This window comes from Kitasatospora sp. NPDC096077 (assembly GCF_040303245.1).
Lineage (GTDB): Bacteria > Actinomycetota > Actinomycetes > Streptomycetales > Streptomycetaceae > Kitasatospora.
This window is the reverse complement of the sequence record NZ_JBEOSV010000037.1, coordinates 70,065-88,667: the sequence shown is the minus strand read 5'-3', so window position 1 is coordinate 88,667 and position 18,603 is coordinate 70,065. Positions and strand designations below refer to the sequence as shown.

At 74.0% G+C, this 18,603-nt stretch carries 16 protein-coding genes; 8 read left to right on the top strand and 8 right to left on the bottom strand.

Translation table 11 applies throughout. From position 1 onward, the window contains the following. Positions 1-145 precede the first annotated feature (145 nt). Positions 146-979 (top strand): ATP-grasp domain-containing protein, encoded by an 834-nt coding sequence (locus ABTZ03_RS27615; protein WP_350515788.1) that lies wholly within the window; start codon positions 146-148, stop codon positions 977-979. Here ABTZ03_RS27615 and ABTZ03_RS27610 read toward each other — a convergent pair. From ABTZ03_RS27610 to ABTZ03_RS27600, 3 genes are read right to left on the bottom strand one after another with little or no spacing between them, the layout of a single operon-like run. Continuing rightward, positions 969-1,859, bottom strand: a complete 891-nt coding sequence (locus ABTZ03_RS27610; RefSeq protein ID WP_350515787.1) for an NAD-dependent protein deacetylase — start codon at positions 1,857-1,859, stop codon at positions 969-971. The two genes, ABTZ03_RS27615 and ABTZ03_RS27610, sit on opposite strands and share 11 nt — an antisense overlap. 34 nt (positions 1,860-1,893) lie before the next feature. Further along, positions 1,894-3,351: a carboxylesterase/lipase family protein gene (locus ABTZ03_RS27605; RefSeq protein ID WP_350515786.1), complete on the bottom strand. Its 1,458-nt coding sequence runs from the start codon at positions 3,349-3,351 to the stop codon at positions 1,894-1,896. A gap of 33 nt (positions 3,352-3,384) precedes the next feature. Continuing rightward, the gene (locus ABTZ03_RS27600; protein WP_350515785.1) at positions 3,385-4,332 is read right to left on the bottom strand and encodes an MBL fold metallo-hydrolase; all 948 of its coding nucleotides are present in this window, start codon (positions 4,330-4,332) and stop codon (positions 3,385-3,387) included. A gap of 148 nt (positions 4,333-4,480) precedes the next feature. Between ABTZ03_RS27600 and ABTZ03_RS27595 the strand changes: the two genes are divergently transcribed. From ABTZ03_RS27595 to ABTZ03_RS27585, 3 genes are all read left to right on the top strand, one after another. Further along, on the top strand, positions 4,481-5,428 hold the full coding sequence (locus ABTZ03_RS27595) for a helix-turn-helix domain-containing protein (protein WP_350515784.1): 948 nt from the start codon (positions 4,481-4,483) through the stop codon (positions 5,426-5,428). Between the two features lie 237 nt (positions 5,429-5,665). Then, a complete protein-coding gene (locus ABTZ03_RS27590; RefSeq protein WP_350515783.1) occupies positions 5,666-6,832 on the top strand; it encodes an alanine--tRNA ligase-related protein in 1,167 nt (388 codons plus the stop codon). A 161-nt stretch (positions 6,833-6,993) separates the two neighbouring features. After that, the gene (locus ABTZ03_RS27585; protein ID WP_350515782.1) at positions 6,994-8,658 is read left to right on the top strand and encodes an FAD-binding oxidoreductase; all 1,665 of its coding nucleotides are present in this window, start codon (positions 6,994-6,996) and stop codon (positions 8,656-8,658) included. Positions 8,659-8,708: 50 nt separating this feature from the next. Here the strand turns inward: ABTZ03_RS27585 and ABTZ03_RS27580 are convergent, their stop codons facing one another. The 3 genes from ABTZ03_RS27580 to ABTZ03_RS27570 all read right to left on the bottom strand — a co-directional run bounded on the left by ABTZ03_RS27580 (position 8,709) and on the right by ABTZ03_RS27570 (position 11,833). Beyond that, positions 8,709-9,551 carry a carbohydrate ABC transporter permease gene (locus ABTZ03_RS27580; protein WP_350515781.1) on the bottom strand — a complete coding sequence of 281 codons (843 nt, stop codon included), beginning with the start codon at positions 9,549-9,551 and terminating at the stop codon, positions 8,709-8,711. Beyond that, positions 9,548-10,468: a carbohydrate ABC transporter permease gene (locus tag ABTZ03_RS27575; RefSeq protein WP_350515780.1), complete on the bottom strand. Its 921-nt coding sequence runs from the start codon at positions 10,466-10,468 to the stop codon at positions 9,548-9,550. The genes ABTZ03_RS27580 and ABTZ03_RS27575 overlap by 4 nt, the downstream gene beginning before the upstream one ends. Before the next feature lie 75 nt (positions 10,469-10,543). Next, positions 10,544-11,833, bottom strand: a complete 1,290-nt coding sequence (locus tag ABTZ03_RS27570) for an extracellular solute-binding protein (protein ID WP_350515779.1) — start codon at positions 11,831-11,833, stop codon at positions 10,544-10,546. A 287-nt stretch (positions 11,834-12,120) separates the two neighbouring features. Here ABTZ03_RS27570 and ABTZ03_RS27565 point away from each other — a divergent pair, with 287 nt between their 5' ends. Together ABTZ03_RS27565 and ABTZ03_RS27560 are read left to right on the top strand one after the other, a co-directional pair. Further along, the gene (locus tag ABTZ03_RS27565; RefSeq protein ID WP_350515778.1) at positions 12,121-13,284 is read left to right on the top strand and encodes a serine/threonine protein kinase; all 1,164 of its coding nucleotides are present in this window, start codon (positions 12,121-12,123) and stop codon (positions 13,282-13,284) included. Positions 13,285-13,289: 5 nt separating this feature from the next. Further along, on the top strand, positions 13,290-14,057 hold the full coding sequence (locus ABTZ03_RS27560) for an HAD family hydrolase (RefSeq protein ID WP_350515777.1): 768 nt from the start codon (positions 13,290-13,292) through the stop codon (positions 14,055-14,057). On the opposite strand, the gene ABTZ03_RS27555 is transcribed toward ABTZ03_RS27560, so the two are convergent. Then, the gene (locus ABTZ03_RS27555) at positions 13,963-15,471 is read right to left on the bottom strand and encodes a N,N-dimethylformamidase beta subunit family domain-containing protein (RefSeq protein ID WP_350515776.1); all 1,509 of its coding nucleotides are present in this window, start codon (positions 15,469-15,471) and stop codon (positions 13,963-13,965) included. The two genes, ABTZ03_RS27560 and ABTZ03_RS27555, sit on opposite strands and share 95 nt — an antisense overlap. A 202-nt stretch (positions 15,472-15,673) precedes the next feature. Here ABTZ03_RS27555 and ABTZ03_RS27550 point away from each other — a divergent pair, with 202 nt between their 5' ends. After that, positions 15,674-16,522, top strand: coding sequence for a class I SAM-dependent methyltransferase (locus ABTZ03_RS27550; RefSeq protein ID WP_350515775.1), 849 nt, complete (start codon positions 15,674-15,676; stop codon positions 16,520-16,522). Continuing rightward, positions 16,519-17,280, top strand: coding sequence for a GNAT family N-acetyltransferase (locus ABTZ03_RS27545; protein WP_350515774.1), 762 nt, complete (start codon positions 16,519-16,521; stop codon positions 17,278-17,280). Before ABTZ03_RS27550 ends, ABTZ03_RS27545 begins: the two co-directional genes overlap by 4 nt. Here ABTZ03_RS27545 and ABTZ03_RS27540 read toward each other — a convergent pair. After that, positions 17,255-18,355, bottom strand: coding sequence for a hypothetical protein (locus ABTZ03_RS27540; RefSeq protein WP_350515773.1), 1,101 nt, complete (start codon positions 18,353-18,355; stop codon positions 17,255-17,257). The two genes, ABTZ03_RS27545 and ABTZ03_RS27540, sit on opposite strands and share 26 nt — an antisense overlap. Between the last annotated feature and the right edge of the window lie 248 nt (positions 18,356-18,603).

Here is an 18,603-nt window from a genome sequence, read left to right as displayed (position 1 = left end):
CCCGCCCGCCCCCCCCCGCGCGCCCCGGGGCCGGGGCCGGGGCCGGGGCCGGGGCCGGGGCCGGGGCCGGGCGCCCCGCCGTAGCAGCGACCGCTCGGGGCCCGGCGCGTTAGGCTGAACGGATCAGATGATCTTCAGGAGAGCCATGACCACCGCCAAGCCCCGCGTGCTCCTCGTCACCGACCTCGGCTACCAGGCCCGGGGCCGCCGCTACTGCGACGAGGACATCCGGCTCTCCACCCGGCTGCGCGAGGACTTCGACCTCGCCCTCTGCCACCCGCTGGACGCCGCCCGGCTGATGGACTCCTTCGACGTGGTGCTCGTCCGCAACAGCGGCCCGGTGCTCAACCACCCGGGCGCGTACGAGGACTTCCGCCGGAAGGCGCTGGAGCGCGGCACCCGGGTCTACACCCAGCTGACCGGTCGCGCCGACATGGCGGGCAAGCAGTACCTGCTCGACCTCACCGCCGCCGGGTACCCCGTCATCCCCACCGTCGACCGGGCCGCCGACCTCGACCGGCTGCCCGTGGTGCCCGAGTACGTCGTCAAGCCCAAGCTCGGCGCCGACTCCATCGGCCTGCGGATCCTCCCCCGCGAGCAGCTCGACACCGTCCCGTTCCAGGAGGACGTGCTGGTCCAGCCGCTGATCCCGTTCCGCTACGAGGTCTCGTTCTACTTCGTGGACGACGCCTTCCAGTACGCCCTGCACGCCCCCGACCCCGAGCGGCGCTGGCACCTCGAAGCGTACGAACCCAGCGCCGTCGACCTGGAGTTCGCCCGGCGCTTCATCGCCTGGAACACCGTCGAGCACGGCATCCAGCGGGTCGACGCCTGCCGCACCCCCGAGGGCGACCTCCTCCTGGTCGAGCTGGAGGACCTCAACCCGTACCTCTCCCTCGACCTGGTCGACGAGGCCACCCGGGACCGTTTCACCGCCGCCCTCACGGCCGCTCTGCACACCCTCGCCGTCAGGCCCTGAGGTTCGCCGGGCCGGCGCCGGCCCTGACCCGCCGGGCCGCCTCGGTGAGCACCGCCCCCAGCGGCAGGCCGATCCGGGCCTCGGCCAGCTCGTCCCCGCGGGTCGCGCCCTGGTTGACGATCACCACCGGGGTGCCCGCGCGGGCGGCCCGGCGCACGAAGCGCAGCCCCGACATCACCGTCAGCGAGGAGCCCAGCACCACCAACGCCTGGGCCGCGTCGACGAGTTCGAAGCAGCGCTGGACCCTCGGCCTGGGCACGCTCTCGCCGAAGAACACCACGTCCGGCTTGAGCACTCCCCCGCAGGCGGCACAGTCCGCGACCCGGAAGCCGTCCACCAGCGGTTGGGTCAACTCGGCGTCGCCGTCCGGGTTGACCGGCGCCGGGCCGTCCCGGAAGCCGCCGTTCAGCTCCTCCAGCCGCCGGTCCAGCTCCATCCGCGGGCTGGTCCGGCGGCAGGCCAGGCACACCACCCGGTGCAGCCCGCCGTGCAGCTCCACGGCGGTGCGGGTGCCGGCCGCGCGGTGCAGGCCGTCCACGTTCTGGGTGATCACCGCCGCGACGTGCCCGGACCGGCGCAGCTGCTCCACCGCCCGGTGCCCGGCGTTCGGCTCGGCCCCCGCGATCGAGTGCCAGCCGACGTGACTGCGGGCCCAGTACCGCTGCCGGGCCGCCGCACTCCCGGTGAACTCCTGGTACGTCATCGGCGCCGCGCGCCGCCGGCTGCCGGTCTCGCCGCGGTAGTCCGGAATCCCCGACTCCGTGGACAGCCCCGCCCCGCTGAGCACCACCACCCCGCGCCCGGCCAGCCGCCGCACCAGCACCGCCAGCCCGGCCGTATCGGCCACCGGGTCGGCGGAGGGCATCCCGAGCGCGTCCATGCCCTCCAGGGTAGGACTGAACCAGCAGCGGCGGTCAGCCGCCGAGGGCCTCCGCCGCCGGGTGGTCGGGGTCGTAGGGCGGCCAGCCCGGGTCGCCGGTGCGGGCGAAGGCGGTCCAGGCGCCGTGCACCCGGGCGGCCAACCCGGCCGGGGCGGGGTCGGGCCCGAGCAGGCCTTCGGGGCCGTGCAGCCAGGGCTCGTCGGCCAGGTCGAAGACGAAGGGCAGCTCGATGGTGTGGGCGGCACCGAGCCGGCCGTCCAGGGCCGTGGAGCGGTGGCCGAAGGTGTAGCGGTGGGTGCGGCCGCCGCCCGTGATCGCGGCGTGGGCCCGGGCGATGCGCTCCGTGCCGGCCTCGAACAGGGCATGGGCGAGCACGGCGGAGCGCAGTTCGCCCGGGGTGGCGTGCGGCCGGGCCGTGCGGAGGGCGGTGAGGACGGTGTCGGGGTCCGCCAGCAGGCGGGCGGCGGCGGCCTCCAGTTCGGCGTCGGTGGTGGACTCCAAGGCTCCCTCCGGCACCAGGTAGAGGTTGGCCTCCTCCGCGTTGGTGCCGATCAGCAGGTCGACGTCCCGGGCCGGGCCGGCCGCCAGCGCGTCGGCGGGCTGGACGGGCAGCACCGGGCCGAGCGGGCTGAGTCCGGCCAGCGGGTCCACGGCGGTGTCGGTGCGCAGGTCCAGGCCGACGAGGGCGGGCAGGACGGCCACCAGCCGCTCGTCCGGGACGGCGGCGAAGGCCTCGGCGGACGGTTCCACCCCCAGGAGGGCGGCCGCGGCGGCGGTGACCCGCCCGGCCTGCTCCGGGGTGAACGCGCCGGTGCCGCTGCCGCTCTGGACGATCGCCCGCCGGAACAGTCCCCGGGCCTCCGGCAGCGCCAGCAGCGCGCAGGTGAGGGTGGCGCCCGCGGACTCCCCGAAGACGGTGACATTGCCGGGGTCGCCGCCGAAGGCCGCGATCGTGTCGCGCACCCAGCGCAGCGCGGCGAGCACGTCCAGCACGCCCCGGTTGGGCGGGGCGCCCGGCAGGTCGAGGAAGCCGGGGATGCCGAGGCGGTAGTTGACCGTCACCAGGACGACGCCGTCCCGGGCGAAGGCCGAACCGTCGTACAGGGCGGCCCGGTTGGAGCCGGTGATGAAGCCGCCGCCGTGCACGAAGACCATCACCGGGCGGCGTCCGCCGTCGGCGGCGGGCGTGTGGACGTCGACGGTGAGGTACTCCGCGCCGGGCACCCAGCCCGGCCCGAAGTAGGGGCTCACGTCGAGCCCGTCGAAGACGCGGGGCGGCTGCGGGGCGGTGGGTGAGGGCCGGGTGGCGTCGCGGACGCCGGACCAGCCGGGGTGCGGTGCGGGCGGGGCGAAGCGGCCGGCGCCGGTGGGGGCCGCCGCGTAGGGGACGGCGCGGTAGCGCTCGCCGGCTGGGACACGGGCGCCGCGGACGGCTCCGGCCGGGGTCGTGACGAGCGGGTCTGACGGTCGCGGGTCTGACGGTCGGGACATGGGACTTGGTTCCTCTCTGGTGGTCGAATGGGGTCAGGCGATGCGCGGGAGGCCCGCCCAGTCCTTGACCGCGAAGCCCGCTCCCCGGCGCTCGACCCGGACCGCGCCGCTGCCGCCGAAGTGCGCCGGGAAGAGCAGCGCGTGCCGGTCGGCGGCCTCGCCGAGCAGCCGGCGCCGGGTGGCGCGGGACCGCTCCGGGTCCTCGCAGAAGCGGGAGTTGACGTCCGGTTCGGCGATCTGGAGGGCGGTGTGCAGGATGTCCCCGACGAACAGGGCCCGTTCGCCGCCGGAGTCCAGGGTGAGTACGGACGTTCCGGGGGTGTGCCCGGGCGCCAGGTCCAGCCGCAGGTCGCGGTCGATCCGGTGGCCGCCGTCCCACAGGTCCACCAGTCCGGCCCGGTGGACCGGCGCGACGCTGTCCTCGAAGACGTTCCCGTTCCCCTCGCCGAGCACACTGCGGTGGCCGTTGGCCGGGTCCCAGAACTCGAAGTCGCGGCGCGGCATCAGATAGCGGGCGTTGGGGAACGTCGGGACCCAACTCCCGCCGTCGAGGCGGGTGTTCCAGCCCACGTGGTCGACGTGCAGATGGGTGTTGACCACCAGGTCGACGTCCTCGGGCCGCACTCCGGCGGCGGCCAGGCCGGCCAGGAAGTCCGTCTCCAGCCGGTGCCACACCGGAGCGTGCGGCCGCTCCTTGTGGTTGCCCACCCCGGTGTCGACCAGGATGGTGCGGCCCCCGCTGCGCAGCAGCCAGGTCTGGACGGCCGAGCGGCACTGGTCGGTCGCCGGGTCCCAGAAGTCGGGGGCCAGCCAGTCCCGGTGGTGCTGCCACGCGCCGTCGGGGCTGTCCGGGAAGAACTCCCCGGGGGTCAGCCCGACCGGGCCGTAGAACTCCTTGACCCGGGTGACGGTGACGTCGCCGAGGATGAGCTGTTCCGGGTGGCGCTGTTCTGGATGGCGTTGTTCCGGGTGGTGGTGCACGGGTCCGTCCTCCGGTCCTGGGCCGCCCCGGGGCGGGCGGCCGACTCGAACCGAGCCTCGGCGTTCCGGCCGGCGGGGGCCAGACCCGCCCTTTCCTACCCCTCGCAGGGTGTGGCTGGGGCTGGGCCGCCCGCCGAATACTGGGGGGATGAACGGACCAGGACCCCTCGGTGACTTCCTCCGGGCCCGCCGGACGCGGCTGCGGCCCGCCGACGTCGGCCTGCGCGAGCTCGGACCGCGCAGGCGGGTGGCCGGGCTGCGGCGGGAGGAGGTGGCGCAGCTGGCGGGCGTCAGCGTCTCGTACTACACCCGGCTGGAACAGGGGCTGTCCCGGGGGGCGTCGGCCGAGGTGCTGGACGCGATCGCCCGGGCCCTGCTGCTCGGCGACCACGAGCGGGCGCACCTCGACCGGCTCGCCGACGCGGCCCGGCACGCGCCCCGGGTGCGCCGCCCCCGGCCGGAGCGGCTGACGGACGGCACCCGCGACCTGCTGCGCGCCCTCGACGGCGTCCCGACGGTGGTGCTCGGCCGCCGTACCGACGTGCTGGCCTGGAACGCCCTCGGCCACGCCCTGCTGGCCGGACACCTGGACCGGGACAGCCCGGACGACCCGGCGCGGCGTCCGAACCTCAACCGGATGCTGTTCCTGGACGCCCACACCCGGGAGCTGTACGCGGACTGGCCGCGCAAGGCCCGGACCGTGGTCGGGAACCTGCGCGCCGCCGTCGGCCGGCATCCGGAGGACCGGCTGCTCGCCGAGCTGATCGGCGAACTGACCATGAACAGCCCGGAGTTCGTCGCCCTGTGGGCCGACCACCGGGTCGCGCCGTGCGACACCGACGCGCACCGGCTGCACCACCCGGTGGTGGGCGAGCTGCTGGTGACCCAGCAGCTGCTGTCGATCGCCGCCGCCCCGGAGCAGGCGCTCGTCGTCCACACCGCGCCGGCCGGCTCCCCCAGCGAGCAGGCCCTCGCCCTGCTCCGCCGGGCGGGCGAGCTCGGCTCCGCGCCGCGCCGGGCGGCGGGCCCGGTCGGCTCCGTCGGCCCCGTCACCTCCGTCGGCTCCGTTGGCCCCGTCGGCGCGGGACACCCGTAAACCGTTCGCGCTCCGGGCGGGCGGCGCGTTACCCTCGGCGGCATGGACGTCATGGATCGAAGCCTCACCGCAGCCGCGCGAGCGACCAGCTCGCCGGCCGCCGCCGCCTGACGTACCCCCTCCCCCCGGCGACCGGAAACGGTCCGCCGGTGGTGGCTTCGAGGCGTTCCCGCCTCGGTCCCGGTGCTCGCGCGGTCCGTTCTCCGGCGCCTCCCTCCCCGCGAAGGAGCCACCGCCATGAACACCGACCAGCTCGTCCGCACGTTCCTGGAGTACTACCAGGAACACGGCCACCACCGGATCACCGGCTCGACCCTGATCCCCCCGCCGGGCGATCCGGTGCTGTTCACCACCTCCGGCATGCACCCCCTCACCCCCTACCTGGAGGGCCGCCCGCACCCGCTCGGCCGCCGACTGGTGAACGTGCAGCGCTGCCTGCGCACCACCGACCTGGACGAGGTCGGCGACCTCACCCACCTCACCGTCTTCGAGATGCTCGGCAGCTGGTCGCTGGGCGACTACGAGGGCCCGCAGAGCCTCGACTGGGGCTACCGCCTGCTCACCGACGGCTTCGGCGTCGATCCGGGCCGGCTGCACGTCACCGTCTTCGGCGGGGACGAGCAGGTCGGCCCGGACACCGGCTCGCTGGAGCTGTGGGAGGGCCTCGGCGTCCCGGTCGAGCTCACCGTCGAGGACAACTGGTGGTCCAACGGGCCGACCGGCCCCTGCGGCCCCGACTCGGAGATCTTCCTGTGGACCGGCGACACCCCGCCGGAGTCGACCCCCACCGGGGACGACCGCTGGGTCGAGGTGTGGAACCACGTGATGATGCGCCACCGGCGGCTCGACGACGGCTCGCTCGTCCCGCTCCCCCAGCGCAACGTGGACACCGGGCTCGGCCTGGAGCGGCTCTCCTCGCTGCTGCAGGGCCGTTCCTCGGTCTTCGAGTGCGACGTGTTCGACCCCTGGCGCCGTCTGCTCCCGCCGCTGTGGCCGCTGGACGAGCCCTCGCTGCGCCTGGTCGGCGACCATCTGCGCTCGGCCGTGGTGGTGATCGGCGACGGCGTCCGCCCGTCCAACACCGGCCGCGGCTACGTGCTGCGGCGACTGCTCCGCCGGGTGCTCACCGTGCTGCGCCGGGACGACCCGGGGCGCGGACTCGGCGACCTGCCGGAGGAGTTGCTGCGGCACACCCTCGACCATTTCCGCCAGGAACTGCCCCCGGAGGTGGTCCGCCGGGTGCTGATCGACGAGGAGCGACGGTTCGACCTGCTGCTGGAGCGCGGCCGCCGGGTGCTCTCCCGCCCCCGGTTCCGCGGCCCGCTGAGCGAGGACGACCTGCACTACCTCCACGACACCCACGGCCTGCCGCGCGAGCTCGTCCTCGACCTGCGCGGCGCCTGACGGCCGGCCGACGCACCGCGGGTCGGCATCGCGCCGTGCGGTGCGTCGGCGGGTCGCCGTGTCTGGCGGGTCGGCGACACGTCCGCCCGCCCCCTGGGCAGGCCCCCGCCGGCGCGGGCATGCTACGGGGACGACCACCCTCCACCATCCGGGAGCTGATGATGAGTCGTCCCGACCGACCAGCCGCCCGCCCGGGCCGCCGCACCCTGCTCGCCGCCGCGGGGGGCCTGGCCGCCGGACTGGCCGGGTCCGCCGCCCCCGCAGTGGCGGACCCCGCCCCGGCGGGCGGGCCGGGCGACCCGGCGCCGTTCGGCCCGGCCGCCGTGCGCCCCGGCGATCCGCGCTACGACGCCCTGCTGCTGGGCGACAACCAGCGCTTCGTCGGCTGCCCGGAGGAGATCCTGGTGGCCGGCAGCACCGAGCAGGTGGTCCGGGCGGTCCAGGCCGCGGTCCGCTCCGGGCGGCGGATCGGCGTGCGCAGCGGCGGCCACTGCTTCGAGGGCCTCACCGCCGACCCGGCGATCCGGCTGCTGCTGGACCTCTCGCCGTTGGACGCGGTGGGCTACGACCCGGTGCGGCGCGCCTTCGAGGTCCAGCCGGGTGCCACCCTCGGCCGGGTGTACCGGACGCTGTTCAAGGGCTGGGGCGTCACCCTGCCGGCCGGCGGCTGCCCCGAGGTGGGCGCCGGCGGCCACCTGGTCGGCGGCGGGTACGGCCCGCTGTCGCGGCGCTACGGCTCGGTGGTGGACCACCTGTACGGGGTCGAGGTGGTGGTGGTCGACCGCGACGGCACCGCCCGCGCGGTCGTCGCCACCCGTGAACCGGACGACCCCGCACGGGAGTTGTGGTGGGCGCACACCGGCGGTGGCGGCGGGAACTTCGGCGTGGTGACCCGGTACTGGCTGCGCTCGCCGCAGGCCGACGCCGAGGCCCGGTCGGCCGCACCGGATCCGGGCCGGCTGCTGCCGCCGTCGCCCGCCCACATGCTGGAGCGGCTGGTGGAGTGGCCCTGGGACCGGGCGAGGACGACCGAGCGGGCGCTCACCACCCTGCTGCGCAACTTCTGCGAGTGGCACGAGCGCAACAGCGACCCCGGCTCGCCCGGCGCCGGTCTGTACGCCGTCCTGCGGCTCAACCACTGGTCGGCGACCGGCTTCTCGATGGTGGTCCAGATCGACGCCGACCTCCCCGGCGCGGCCGCGCTGGTGCGGGACTTCGTCGACCGGGTGAACGCCGGCACCGGCCTCGACGCGGGCGGCGGCAGCGCGACCGTCCCCTGGCTCTACCCGATGACCTGGCCGGGCAACGGCGAGGCCGGCGACATCATCACCCGCCGCTACAAGGGCAAGGCCGGCTACCTCCGACGCTCCTTCACCGAAGACCAACTGGCGACCGTCTACCGCCACTTGACCAACGCCGGCGGCAACCCCGAGTGCGGCCTGCTGGTGGTCGGCTACGGCGGGCAGGTCCGCGCCGTGGAGCCCGGCGCCACCGCGGTGGCCCAGCGCGACGTCGTGATGAAGGCGGTCTACCACAGCGTCTGGGCCGACCCGGGGGACGACGCGGCCAACCTCTCCTGGGTGCGCGAGCTCTACCGGGACGTCTACGCCGACACCGGCGGCGTGCCCGTGCCGGGCGAGGTGAGCGACGGCTCGTACATCAACTACCCGGACGTCGACCTCGCCGATCCGGCCTGGAACACCTCCGGCGTCCCCTGGCACACCCTCTACTACAAGGACGACTACCCGCGCCTCCAGCGGGTCAAGGCCCGCTGGGACCCGCGCGACGTGTTCCGGCACGCCCTCTCGGTCGGGCTCCCGGGCTGAGGCCCGCTGCCCGGTCGGCCGGGCACTGGGGCTGACGGGCCGCCGGGCCGTCAGCCCCGGATGGCGCCGGTGGCCAGCCCCGCCGCGATCCGGCGCTGGACGAGCAGGAAGGCGACCACCACCGGCAGCGCGGTGAGGGTCGCCCCGGCCATCAGGCCGCCGTAGTCCGTGCCGAAGCTGGTCTGGAAGGAGACCAGCCAGATCGGCAGCGTCCGCTTGGAGTTGCTGGACAGCAGGACGTACGCCAGCACGTACTCGTTCCAGGCCTGCACCAGGGCGAAGATCGAGGTGGCCACCAGGCCGGGGGCGAGCAGCGGCAGGGTGACCCGGCGGAAGGCACCCAGCCGGCCGCAGCCGTCGACCATGGCGGCCTCCTCCAGTTCCGGGGGGATGGCGACGATGAAGCCGCGCAGCATCCAGACCGTGAAGGGGAGGGCGAAGGCGAGGTAGGTGAGGATCACGCCGGTCAGGGTGTCGGTCAGGGCGAGGTCGTTGAGCAGCAGGTAGACGGGGATGACCAGGGCGATCAGCGGGATGGTCTGGACGCACAGCAGCGCCAGCACCAGGGCCCGGCGGCCGGCGAAGGCGAACCGGGCGACCGCGAAGGCCGCGAGCGTGCCGATGACCAGGGAGATCAGCACCGTCCCCACGCCGATCACTACGCTGGAGCGGACGTTGGACCAGAAGCCGTCCGAGCTCACCGCCCGGCGGAAGTTGTCCAGGGTGACCGAGCTGGGCCAGAACTGCGGCGGCAGGTGGAGGATCTGGCTGGCGGGCCGGAACGCGGTCAGCACCATCCAGTACACCGGGAAGGCCATCACGGCGGCGGCGAGCAGCCCGACGGCGTCGGCGATCCGGCGGTTGCGCCGCCGTCTGCGGTCCCGGCTCGTCATTCGACCTCTCCCGTCCGCAGCACCTGGCGCAGGTAGACCGCGGATCCGCCGAGCAGCAGGACGACGGTGACCAGGGCGATCGCCGCGCCCACGCTGTAGCGGTTGACCGCGAAGGACTCGATGAAGGAGTAGACGCCGAGCAGGTAGTAGTCCCGCTCCGGCTGGCCGCCGCGCATCAGCCAGATCTGGCTGAACGCCCCGAAGTCCCAGATCGCCGACAGTGCCGCGACCACCGTGAACAGCGGCCTGATCATCGGGAAGGTGACGTGGCGGAAGAGGGCGACGCCGCGCGCGCCGTCGACCCGGGCGGCCTCCTCCAGTTCGGCGGGCACCTGGGTGAGCGCCGCGTGCAGCGTGATGGCCGCGAACGGGATCGCCCCCCACACCACGACGGCGACGATGACGGCGAAGCCCTGCCAGGGGTCGCTGAACCAGTTGTGCCCGCGGAAGTCCGCCCCGGTGACCCGGCCGAGCAGCCAGTTGACCACGCCGTAGTCCGCGTCGGAGAGCCAGCGGAACACCGAGGCGGCGACCATGAACGGCATCGCCCACACCGCGACCAGGACCCCGACCAGCACCACCCGCACCCAGGCCGAGACCGCGCGCAGCAGCAGCGCGAACGCCAGCCCGCACAGCATGGTGAGCCCGGCGCAGACGACGGCGAAGGCCACCGTGCGCGCGACCACCTCCCAGAAGAAGCCGTCCGACAGGACCGTCCGGTACTGGTCCAGCCCGACCCAGGGCGGCGCGGTGCCGGCGAACAGCTGCTTTCGGGTCATGTCCTTGAAGGAGAGCAGGACCATGTCGACCAGCGGGTAGCCCAGCACCAGCAGCAGGGTGCCGACCATCGGCGCGATCAGCAGGTACGGGGTGGCCCGGCGCGCCCGGCGGGCGCCGCCCGGCCGGCGCGCGGGCACGGCGGGGTCGGCGGGTGCGACGGGTTCGGCGGGTTCGGCGCTCCTGATCGCGGGTCCCGGGGGGATCGTGCCACCTCAGTTCTTGTTGATGACGGCGTCGATCCGGCCGTCCGCCGTCTTCGTCGCGTCCTCGATCGTGTGCTTGCCGGTGGCGATGTCCTCCAGCATCTCCTGGAGGATGTTGGCCTTCTCGACCGCCACCCAGCCCGGGGCCGGCGGGGTCACCCAGCCGCGGGCGGCGGCCTTGGCCGCGGAGCCGTTGACGCCGGCCGGGTCCACGTCGGCGAGCTGGGCGGTGTTGTTGGGCAGGGTGTTGGCCTTGATCAGGCGCTGCTGGGAGGTCCGGTCGGTGAACAGCTTGATCCAGTCCTGGGCGAGCCGCTGGTTCTTCGACTTGGTCGGGACGGCCAGTTCGGAGCCGCCCAGGAAGGGCGGCAGCGGTCCGCCGGAGGGGCCGGGGAAGGGGAAGGTCGCGAACTTGCCCTTCAGTGCCGGGTCCCCGCCGGACTGCGGGTCGGCGGCGGCCTCGGCCTCCCAGGTGTTGCCGTAGAACATCGCGACCTTGCCCTGGCCGACCACGGCGGGCTCGTCCCCGTTGTCCTTGGAGCGGTCCCCGACGTAGTAGGCGTCCAGCAGGTCCTTCCAGGCCTTCAGCCCGGCCACCGACTTGGGTGTGGACAGCGCGCTCTTCCACTGGTCGCCGGTCTTCACGGCGATGTCGCCGCCGGCGTCCTTCAGGAACGCCAGCGCGGCGTACCAGTAGCGGCCGGGCATGTAGAGCGCGGAGAAGGCGTGGTCCTGGGCGCCGAACCTGGCCTTCAGCGCGTCGAGGTCCGTGATCAGCTCGGGGTAGGTGTCGGGGGCCTTCGACAGTCCGGCCTGCTGGAACAGGTCGGTGCGGTAGATGCCGACCCGGGCGCCGACGTAGTAGGGGACGCAGTAGGTGCGGCCGTTGAGTTCGCAGGGTTCCTTGAGCGCGGGGAGCCACTCGGCCGAGTGGTCGTAGTTCGCCGGGTCGACGGCCGCGAAGGCGTCGTTGACGAGGTAGTTCACCACCTCGCTGTTGCCCATCTCCACCACGTCCGGCACGTCGCGGCCGGCCAGGGCGGCGTCCAGCTTGAGGTTCTTGGTGGTCCACTGCTGGTACTCGACGGCGACGTCCACACCCGGATGCTGCTGCGCGAAGCGGGTGTTGGTGGACTCCACGAGATCCGGCCAGCTCTCCTGGGCGTCGACGGTCAGCCAGACGGTGAGCCGTTGGGAGCCCTTCGCCGATCCGCCTCCACCGCTCTCGCAGGCCGCCGCGCCCGCCAGCAACGCGACGGCCGACGCGGTCGCGACCACGCCGCGCACCGTTCTTGTCATGACCCCTCCTCCTCCGCCGACTTGCTGGGCGCAGTTACCCACTGAGCCCCAACTCACGCTGGGGGAACCGACTTTCGGCCATCACGGTGCTGTCGATCAGCTGACCCGACGTCAGATCAATGCTATCGACACATGGGGCGATCCCTCCGGAGGCACAAACGGTCACCCCGTTCCGTCAACGCGAACAATGACGCAAAGGTCACCATCGGCAATCGGGCAACTCTTGACGGTGACGGCCCCCGGTTGCACCTTGGCAGCACACACACCCCCTACCGAAGGATGCGCACGTGACCGAGCTCGGCGCGCAGACCACGGACCCGAACACCCGCCCCCTCCGCGTCAACGCCTGGAACGGCTGGGACCCCCTGCGGCACGTCATCGTCGGCCGCGCCGACGGCACCATGGTCCAGGCCCCGGAGCTCGCGGTCCGCCGGGACTACCCGGACGACGGCTTCCCGCTGGGCACCTACGGGCCGATGCCCGAGGACATGACCGCCGCGGCCAACGAGGAACTCGACGCCTTCGCCGAGCTGCTGCGCCGCCGCGGCATCCGGGTGGACCGCCCCACCCCGCTCGACTTCAGCGCGCCGGTCGCCACCCCCGAGTGGACCCAGCCCTCCATGTTCGGCTGCATGCCGCCCCGGGACCTGCTGCTCACCGTGGGCAACGAGGTGCTGGAAGCGACCATGTCCTACCGCAGCCGCTGGTTCGAGTACCTGTGCTACCGGCCGGTGCTGCAGAGCCTGTTCGACGGCGACCCGCGGATGCGCTGGGAGGCCGCGCCCAAGCCCCGGCTGACCGACGACTCCTACCACGCCGGGTTCTGGGACACCTTCAACACCCAGACCACCGAGGAGCAGTTGGCCCGGGTGCGCGACTACGACCTGGTGCTCACCGAGGCCGAGCCGCTGTTCGACGCCGCCGACGTGGCCCGGTTCGGCAAGGACCTGTTCGTCCAGCTGTCCTTCGTCACCAACCGCAGCGGCTACGACTGGCTCAAGCGGCACTTCCCCGACCACCGGGTGCACGCCGTGACGTCCACCAACACCCACCCGCTGCACATCGACTCCACCTGGGTCCCGCTGCGCCCGGGCCTGGTGCTGCACTGCGGGGAGCGGCTCGCCGACCCCGAGCTGATGGAGTTCTTCAAGCTCAACGACTGGGAGATCGTCGAGGCCGTGCAGCCGGCCAGCTGGGACCACCCGCCGAAGCTGTCCTTCTGCAGCCCCTGGCTGGCGGCCAACATGCTGAACCTGGACCAGAACACGCTGTGCATCGAGGAGAACGAGGTCCGGCTGGCCGACCAGCTCTCCGGGTACGGCTTCGAGATCGTCCCCGTCCCGTTCCGCGCGGTCGGCCCGTTCGGCGGCGGGCTGCACTGCTCGACCGTGGACATCGAGCGCGAGGGCGGGCTGGAGGACTACTTCCCCCGGCGGTACGGGAGGTACTGACCCCGATGACCCGCATCCGGGGCGTGATCTTCGACTTCTACGGGACCCTGGTCCGGATGGTCGACCCGCTGCCGCCCAGCCACGCCTCGGTGTTCGAGCGGCGCGGGCTGGGCGCGGCGGGGGCCCGCTGGGGCGACCAGTGGTCGGTCGGCCCTGCCGACGGCGAGCAGCACGTGGCCCAATCGGTCAGCGAACAGGCCTATCTGGCCTGGGAGTTGGAGCGACTCAGGACCAGGGCCCGGGCCTGCGGGGTGCCCGCCGGGGAACTGGACGGACTCGCCGCCGAGTTGGACACCGCCATCAAGGCCATCCACCTGGAGCTGTTCGACGACGTCCGGGAGACCCTGGCCGGGCTGCGCCGGCGCGGGCTGGTGGTGGCGCTCTGCTCCAACTGGTACTGGGACCTGGACCGGGCCGTCGCCCGGGTCGGGCTCGCCGACCTGCTGGACGTGGTGGTCACCTCGGCCCGGGCCGGCGCCCGCAAACCGCACCCCCGGATCTTCCGGACGGTGCTGGACGGGTGCGGCCTGCGGCCGGAGGAGGCCCTGTTCGTCGGGGACGCCTGGGGCCCGGACGTCGAGGGCCCGCTGGCCATGGGCATGCGGGCGGCCCACCTGTGGCGGCCGGACCGCGCGGTGGACGGCGAGGCCCCGCCGGTGCACGGCGGGGCCGTCCGGATCACCGGTCTGGCGGCGGTGGCGGAGCTGGTGACGGATCCGCCGCCCGGTCCACGCCGAGGCGGTGGCGCAGCCGGTCGAGCAGGTTGCGGGTGACCTGTTCGACCGCCGCGTCCTGCCCGCGGCCGACCACCGCCGGCCAGTCGGTGGTGCCGGCCGTGAAGACCGTGCCGCCCCGGGTGTACAGCCCCATCGTGGCGGCCCGCGGCCCGGTGGCGCCCGGCTCGCGCTCGGGGCAGTTCCAGTGGCCCCACTTCAGGGTGTGGAAGTCCTCGTGGACCGGCCGCAGCAGGTGCACGCCGAGCACCAGGAAGGAGGCGGGGGTGCCGTCCGCGCCGGTCGCCCGGGCCACGCCGTCCGGGCCGTAGGCGATCGCGGCGCCGTCGCACTCGTAGCCGACCAGCGGGGTGCCGGCGCCCAGCGCGTCGGCCGGGCCGCCGTCCGAGCCGTCGCGCAGTCCGGTCCCCCGGTAGATCCAGTGGTCGGCGTGCTGAACGGTGTAGCCGTCCAACGGCCGGTCACCCGGCCACTCGCCCGGCCACATGCCGCCGTTGCGGAAACTCACGCCGGTCAGGGAATTCTCCGGTTCGCCCACGCCGTCCGGTTTTTCCGCCCACCACAGATCGGTCGCCGGGAGGTGGGGGTAGGCGTCACCGACCCGGTGGTCGGTGTCCGAGACGAAAGCGGTGTTGCGGTCGGTCGGATGGATTCGCCACCAACAGGTGTTGGCGCTCAGGAAGGCCACGTTTCCGCCGCCCGCGACGAAGGATTCCACCCGGGCGCGCATCGCCGCGCTCCAGTATTCGTCGTGCCCGACGCTGAGCAGCAGGTCGTAGTCGGCCAGCAGGGCGGAATTCTCGTGCAGGTCCAGGTCGGTGCAGTATTCGACGGGGTAGCCGTTGCGTGCCAGCCAGGCGATGAACGGCGCGTCCCAGTACGCCAGGTCGATGATGCCGCCGGGCCGGTGCAGGCTCAGCTTGTGGCCGCGCGGCCGGCCGTCGGCGCCGTCCTGGTACACCGGGTTGTCGTAGAGGCTGGCGGCGCGCTCGGCCGCCGGGTGGTCGGCCCGGTTGTAGGCGTGCCGGGTGTAGCTGGACTTCTTGTACAGGATGCGGGAGTGCCGGCCCGGGTGCACCGGCCTGACCACGAAGAACTCCCGCTCGGGGCCCTCCAGGGTCGCGCCGTCCAGCACCGGGTCGGCCGGTTCGGCGCCGGTGCCGCGCTCGACGAACAGCGCCACGTAGATCCCCGGCGCCCAGTCCGCCGGGACGGCGAAGGCGTACGGGGGCCAGCCCCAGTCCTCGGCCGGGGAGGCGTGGCCGGCCACGCCGTCCGGGTGCGGCGGCGGCGGGCGGTGGACGCCCCGGTGCCACCCCGTCCGGGCGATGAACTCGACCCGCTCCCCCAGCCGGTAGAAACAGAGCCGGAAGGCCGCCGCATCGGTGGAGACGTGGCACACCAGGGTGTCTCCCGCGACGACGCTTTCCCGGCCGAAATACCCCTCGATCATGCTGCCCCCAGCATTCTTCGAATGATCGGACGGTCACGCTAGCGCGCCCGCCACCGCCCTTTCCACGGGCCGTGCTTCGGCCAGTCGGCACGCCTTTCCGGACATGCGGAACCGGGCACGTCTGCCGTCCCGTCGGACGGGGTAGCCGGGAACGGGTTGCGGCACCATGTCTCCTGTCGTACGGAAGTCGAGGGGAAAACGAATGGACAACAGACTCCGCGTCCGTGAACTGATCCTGGGCATCGAGGGAATGGCCCTGCTGCGCAACGCGGTCGGGGGCGACGAGGCCTTCCTCAAGGCCCGGGTCGAGGAGATCCGCAGGTTCGCCACCCAGGACGACGAACCCATGCCGGACGCCGAGGCCGAGATCCACGAGCTCGAACTCGCGGGCGGATACGCCGAGTGGGCCCAGCGCTACGACTCGCTGCCCAGCTCCTTCATCCAGGTCGAGGAGCCGGTGCTGCACGGCCTGCTCGACGGCCTCCCGGCCGGAGTCGCGCTGGACGCGGCCTGCGGCACCGGCCGGCAGACCGCCGCGCTGCTGGCCCGCGGCCACCGCACCATCGGGGTGGACCAGTCGCCGGAGATGATCGCCCGGGCCCGCGAGCGCGCCCCGCAGGCCGAGTTCCGCACCGGCCGGCTGGAGGCGCTGCCGCTCGACGACGACTCCGTCGACCTCGCCGTCTGCACCATGGCCCTCACCCACCAGCCCGAAGTGGACGGCACGGTGGCCGAGTTGGCCCGGGTGGTGCGCCCTGGCGGGCGGGTGCTGATCTCCGACCTGCACCCCTTCGTGATCGCGCTGCAGGGCCAGTGCATCTTCGTCCGCGGCCCGGGCCGGCTCGGCTTCGTCCGCAACCACCTCCACCTGCCCAGCGCCTACCTGAACGCCTTCACCGCCGCCGGGCTCCAGGTCCGCAGCTGCCACGAACCGGTGTTCAACGGCAGCCTCGCCCCCGGCGGCTACGAGGAGTTCATCGCCGACGCGGCCCGCGCCGCCTGGGACGGCCTGCCGCTGATGGTGATCTGGGAGGCGGTGGTGCCGGCGTGACCGCGCCGTCCTGGGTGGTGGCCCGCTACAGCGAACGGCCGGAGCTGTGGGACCGCATCCCGGCGGACTTCGCCGGCGTGGTGCCGGAGTACAACCTGCACGGCGACATCGCCGACGACTACTGGGACCGGCTGTTCGCGGAGTTCCCCGAGTACCAGTTCCTGCTGTACGACGAGGCGGCCGACACCGTGCTGGGCACCGGGCGCTCGCTCCCCCGGGGCTGGGACGGCTCGGCCGAGGGGCTCGGCCCCGGACTGGACGACTCCATCGCGGCGGCCTTCCGCGACCGCGACGCCGGGACGGAGCCGACCGCACTCTGCGCCCTCGGCGTCGAGGTCTCCCCCGCCCACCAGGGCCGGGGCCTGTCCAAGGTGCTGCTGCGGGAGCTGACCGGGCTCGCCCGGACGGCCGGCCTGGCCACCGTCGTCGTCCCCGTCCGGCCCACCCACAAGGACCGCTACCCGCTGGTCCCGATCGAGCGCTACGCCCGGTGGACGCGCGCGGACGGCACCCCCTTCGACCCCTGGGTGCGCACCCAGGTCGGGGTCGGCGGGGTCCTCGCGCACGGCGTGCCGCGGTCCTCGCGGATCACCGGGACGGTCGCGGAGTGGGAGTCCTGGACCGGCCTGGCGTTCCCCGAGGACGGCGACTACGTCTTCCCCGCCGGTCTGGCCCCGGTGCGCATCGACCGGGAGCGCGACCTCGGCACCTACTGGGAGCCCGGCGTCTGGGTCACCCACGACGCCCGGGGTCGCTGAGCAGCCGGCTCCCGCACCGGATCGCGCTCCAGGCGTACCCGGTGAGCAGCGCGGCCTGCTCCGGCGTCACCTCCGGGCGCCGCTCCGCCGGGAGGCTGGCCATGCCGAGGGTGGACACGGCGCGGGACCGCAGCCGCTCGTGCTCCGGTCCGGCCGTGCCACCGCCCCGCCGCCGGGCCGCGGCCTCCGCCTGGGCGCCGAGCAGCAGGGCGTGCAGCCACAGCTCGTCGGCGTACCGGGGGCCGAAGGCGCGGCCGATCCGGGCCGCGTCCTCGGCCGGTCGGTGGGCGCGGACCAGCCCGTCCAGCTCCGCCTCGGTCAGGCCGGTGTGCGGCAGGGCCTCGCGCCAGGGGAGGTGGCCGGCCGGCTCGGGCTCCCAGGAGACCTGGAGGTAGCCCTCGCCGTTGCGCATGTAGGGCAGCCAGTCCGGCCGTTCCAGCACCCAGCCCTCGGCGAGCAGCGGCCGGGCGTCCTCCTCGTCGAGCGGGCAGGCCGCCCGGCGGACGCCCTGCGCGGCGTGCCCGTTGATGCTGCTGGTGCCGATGTGCTCGACCACGCCGGGGACGGCCAGCAGCGCCATCCGCCCGCGCGGCCGGAGGAAGGCGGAGAGCACCTCGTCGTCGTGGCGCTCCCCGCTCCGGCCGGCGAACCGGCGGTACCCCGTCACCAGGTCGACCGGGAGGCAGACGGCCAGGGTGGGGGTGAACTCCTGCGGCACCCCGCGCACCCACCCCGCACCGGCGAGCGCCGCCAGCCGGGACAACGCGCCGTTGCGCGCGTGCCAGTTGGTGTAGAAGACCAGGGCGTCCTCCGGGAAGCGCCGCACCGCCCCCGCCACCAGGTCGAGCAGCGCGGCGGGGGCGGCCACGTCGTCCTGCACCATCAGGTGGTGGGTGGCGCCGGGCTCCGCCTGCCCCCAGGCCACCAGCGCGGTGCGCAGCGCCGACGGTCCTTCGTCCGGTCGGGGATCGACGGCCAGGTTGCCGACGCCGAGGTGGGCCGCCAGTTCCTCGGCCTGGACCCGGCGCACCGGGTGGGTCATCACGGAGGCGCTGATGCGGGGCGCGGCGGTCATCTCGGGGGCTCCTTCGTCAGGTGGCAGGGCGCGTCCGGCGTCGCGCGTCGGGGCGCGGTGACGTCGCGCGGCGGGGCGCGGCAGGGCGCGCGGACCGATGGTGGCAGACGCCGCTCGGACCGCTCGCGGACAACCGGGGAAAACGACCGGAAATTGGCCGTCCGAATCGTCAATGCGCCCAAGGTGTCCGGAACTCGACGACTGATCCCGGCCTTTAGGGGCAGGGTAGGAGAGGCCAATTCGCCGTG

Coding starts and splice junctions, on each gene's coding strand:
- ABTZ03_RS27550 (WP_350515775.1), top strand. CDS start 15,674: ATGGACAACAGACTCCGCGTCCGTGAACTGATCCTGGGCATCGAGGGA.
- ABTZ03_RS27610 (WP_350515787.1), bottom strand. CDS start 1,859: ATGGACGCGCTCGGGATGCCCTCCGCCGACCCGGTGGCCGATACGGCC.
- ABTZ03_RS27555 (WP_350515776.1), bottom strand. CDS start 15,471: ATGATCGAGGGGTATTTCGGCCGGGAAAGCGTCGTCGCGGGAGACACC.
- ABTZ03_RS27585 (WP_350515782.1), top strand. CDS start 6,994: ATGAGTCGTCCCGACCGACCAGCCGCCCGCCCGGGCCGCCGCACCCTG.
- ABTZ03_RS27580 (WP_350515781.1), bottom strand. CDS start 9,551: ATGACGAGCCGGGACCGCAGACGGCGGCGCAACCGCCGGATCGCCGAC.
- ABTZ03_RS27560 (WP_350515777.1), top strand. CDS start 13,290: ATGACCCGCATCCGGGGCGTGATCTTCGACTTCTACGGGACCCTGGTC.
- ABTZ03_RS27540 (WP_350515773.1), bottom strand. CDS start 18,355: ATGACCGCCGCGCCCCGCATCAGCGCCTCCGTGATGACCCACCCGGTG.
- ABTZ03_RS27590 (WP_350515783.1), top strand. CDS start 5,666: ATGAACACCGACCAGCTCGTCCGCACGTTCCTGGAGTACTACCAGGAA.
- ABTZ03_RS27570 (WP_350515779.1), bottom strand. CDS start 11,833: ATGACAAGAACGGTGCGCGGCGTGGTCGCGACCGCGTCGGCCGTCGCG.
- ABTZ03_RS27595 (WP_350515784.1), top strand. CDS start 4,481: ATGAACGGACCAGGACCCCTCGGTGACTTCCTCCGGGCCCGCCGGACG.
- ABTZ03_RS27615 (WP_350515788.1), top strand. CDS start 146: ATGACCACCGCCAAGCCCCGCGTGCTCCTCGTCACCGACCTCGGCTAC.
- ABTZ03_RS27605 (WP_350515786.1), bottom strand. CDS start 3,351: ATGTCCCGACCGTCAGACCCGCGACCGTCAGACCCGCTCGTCACGACC.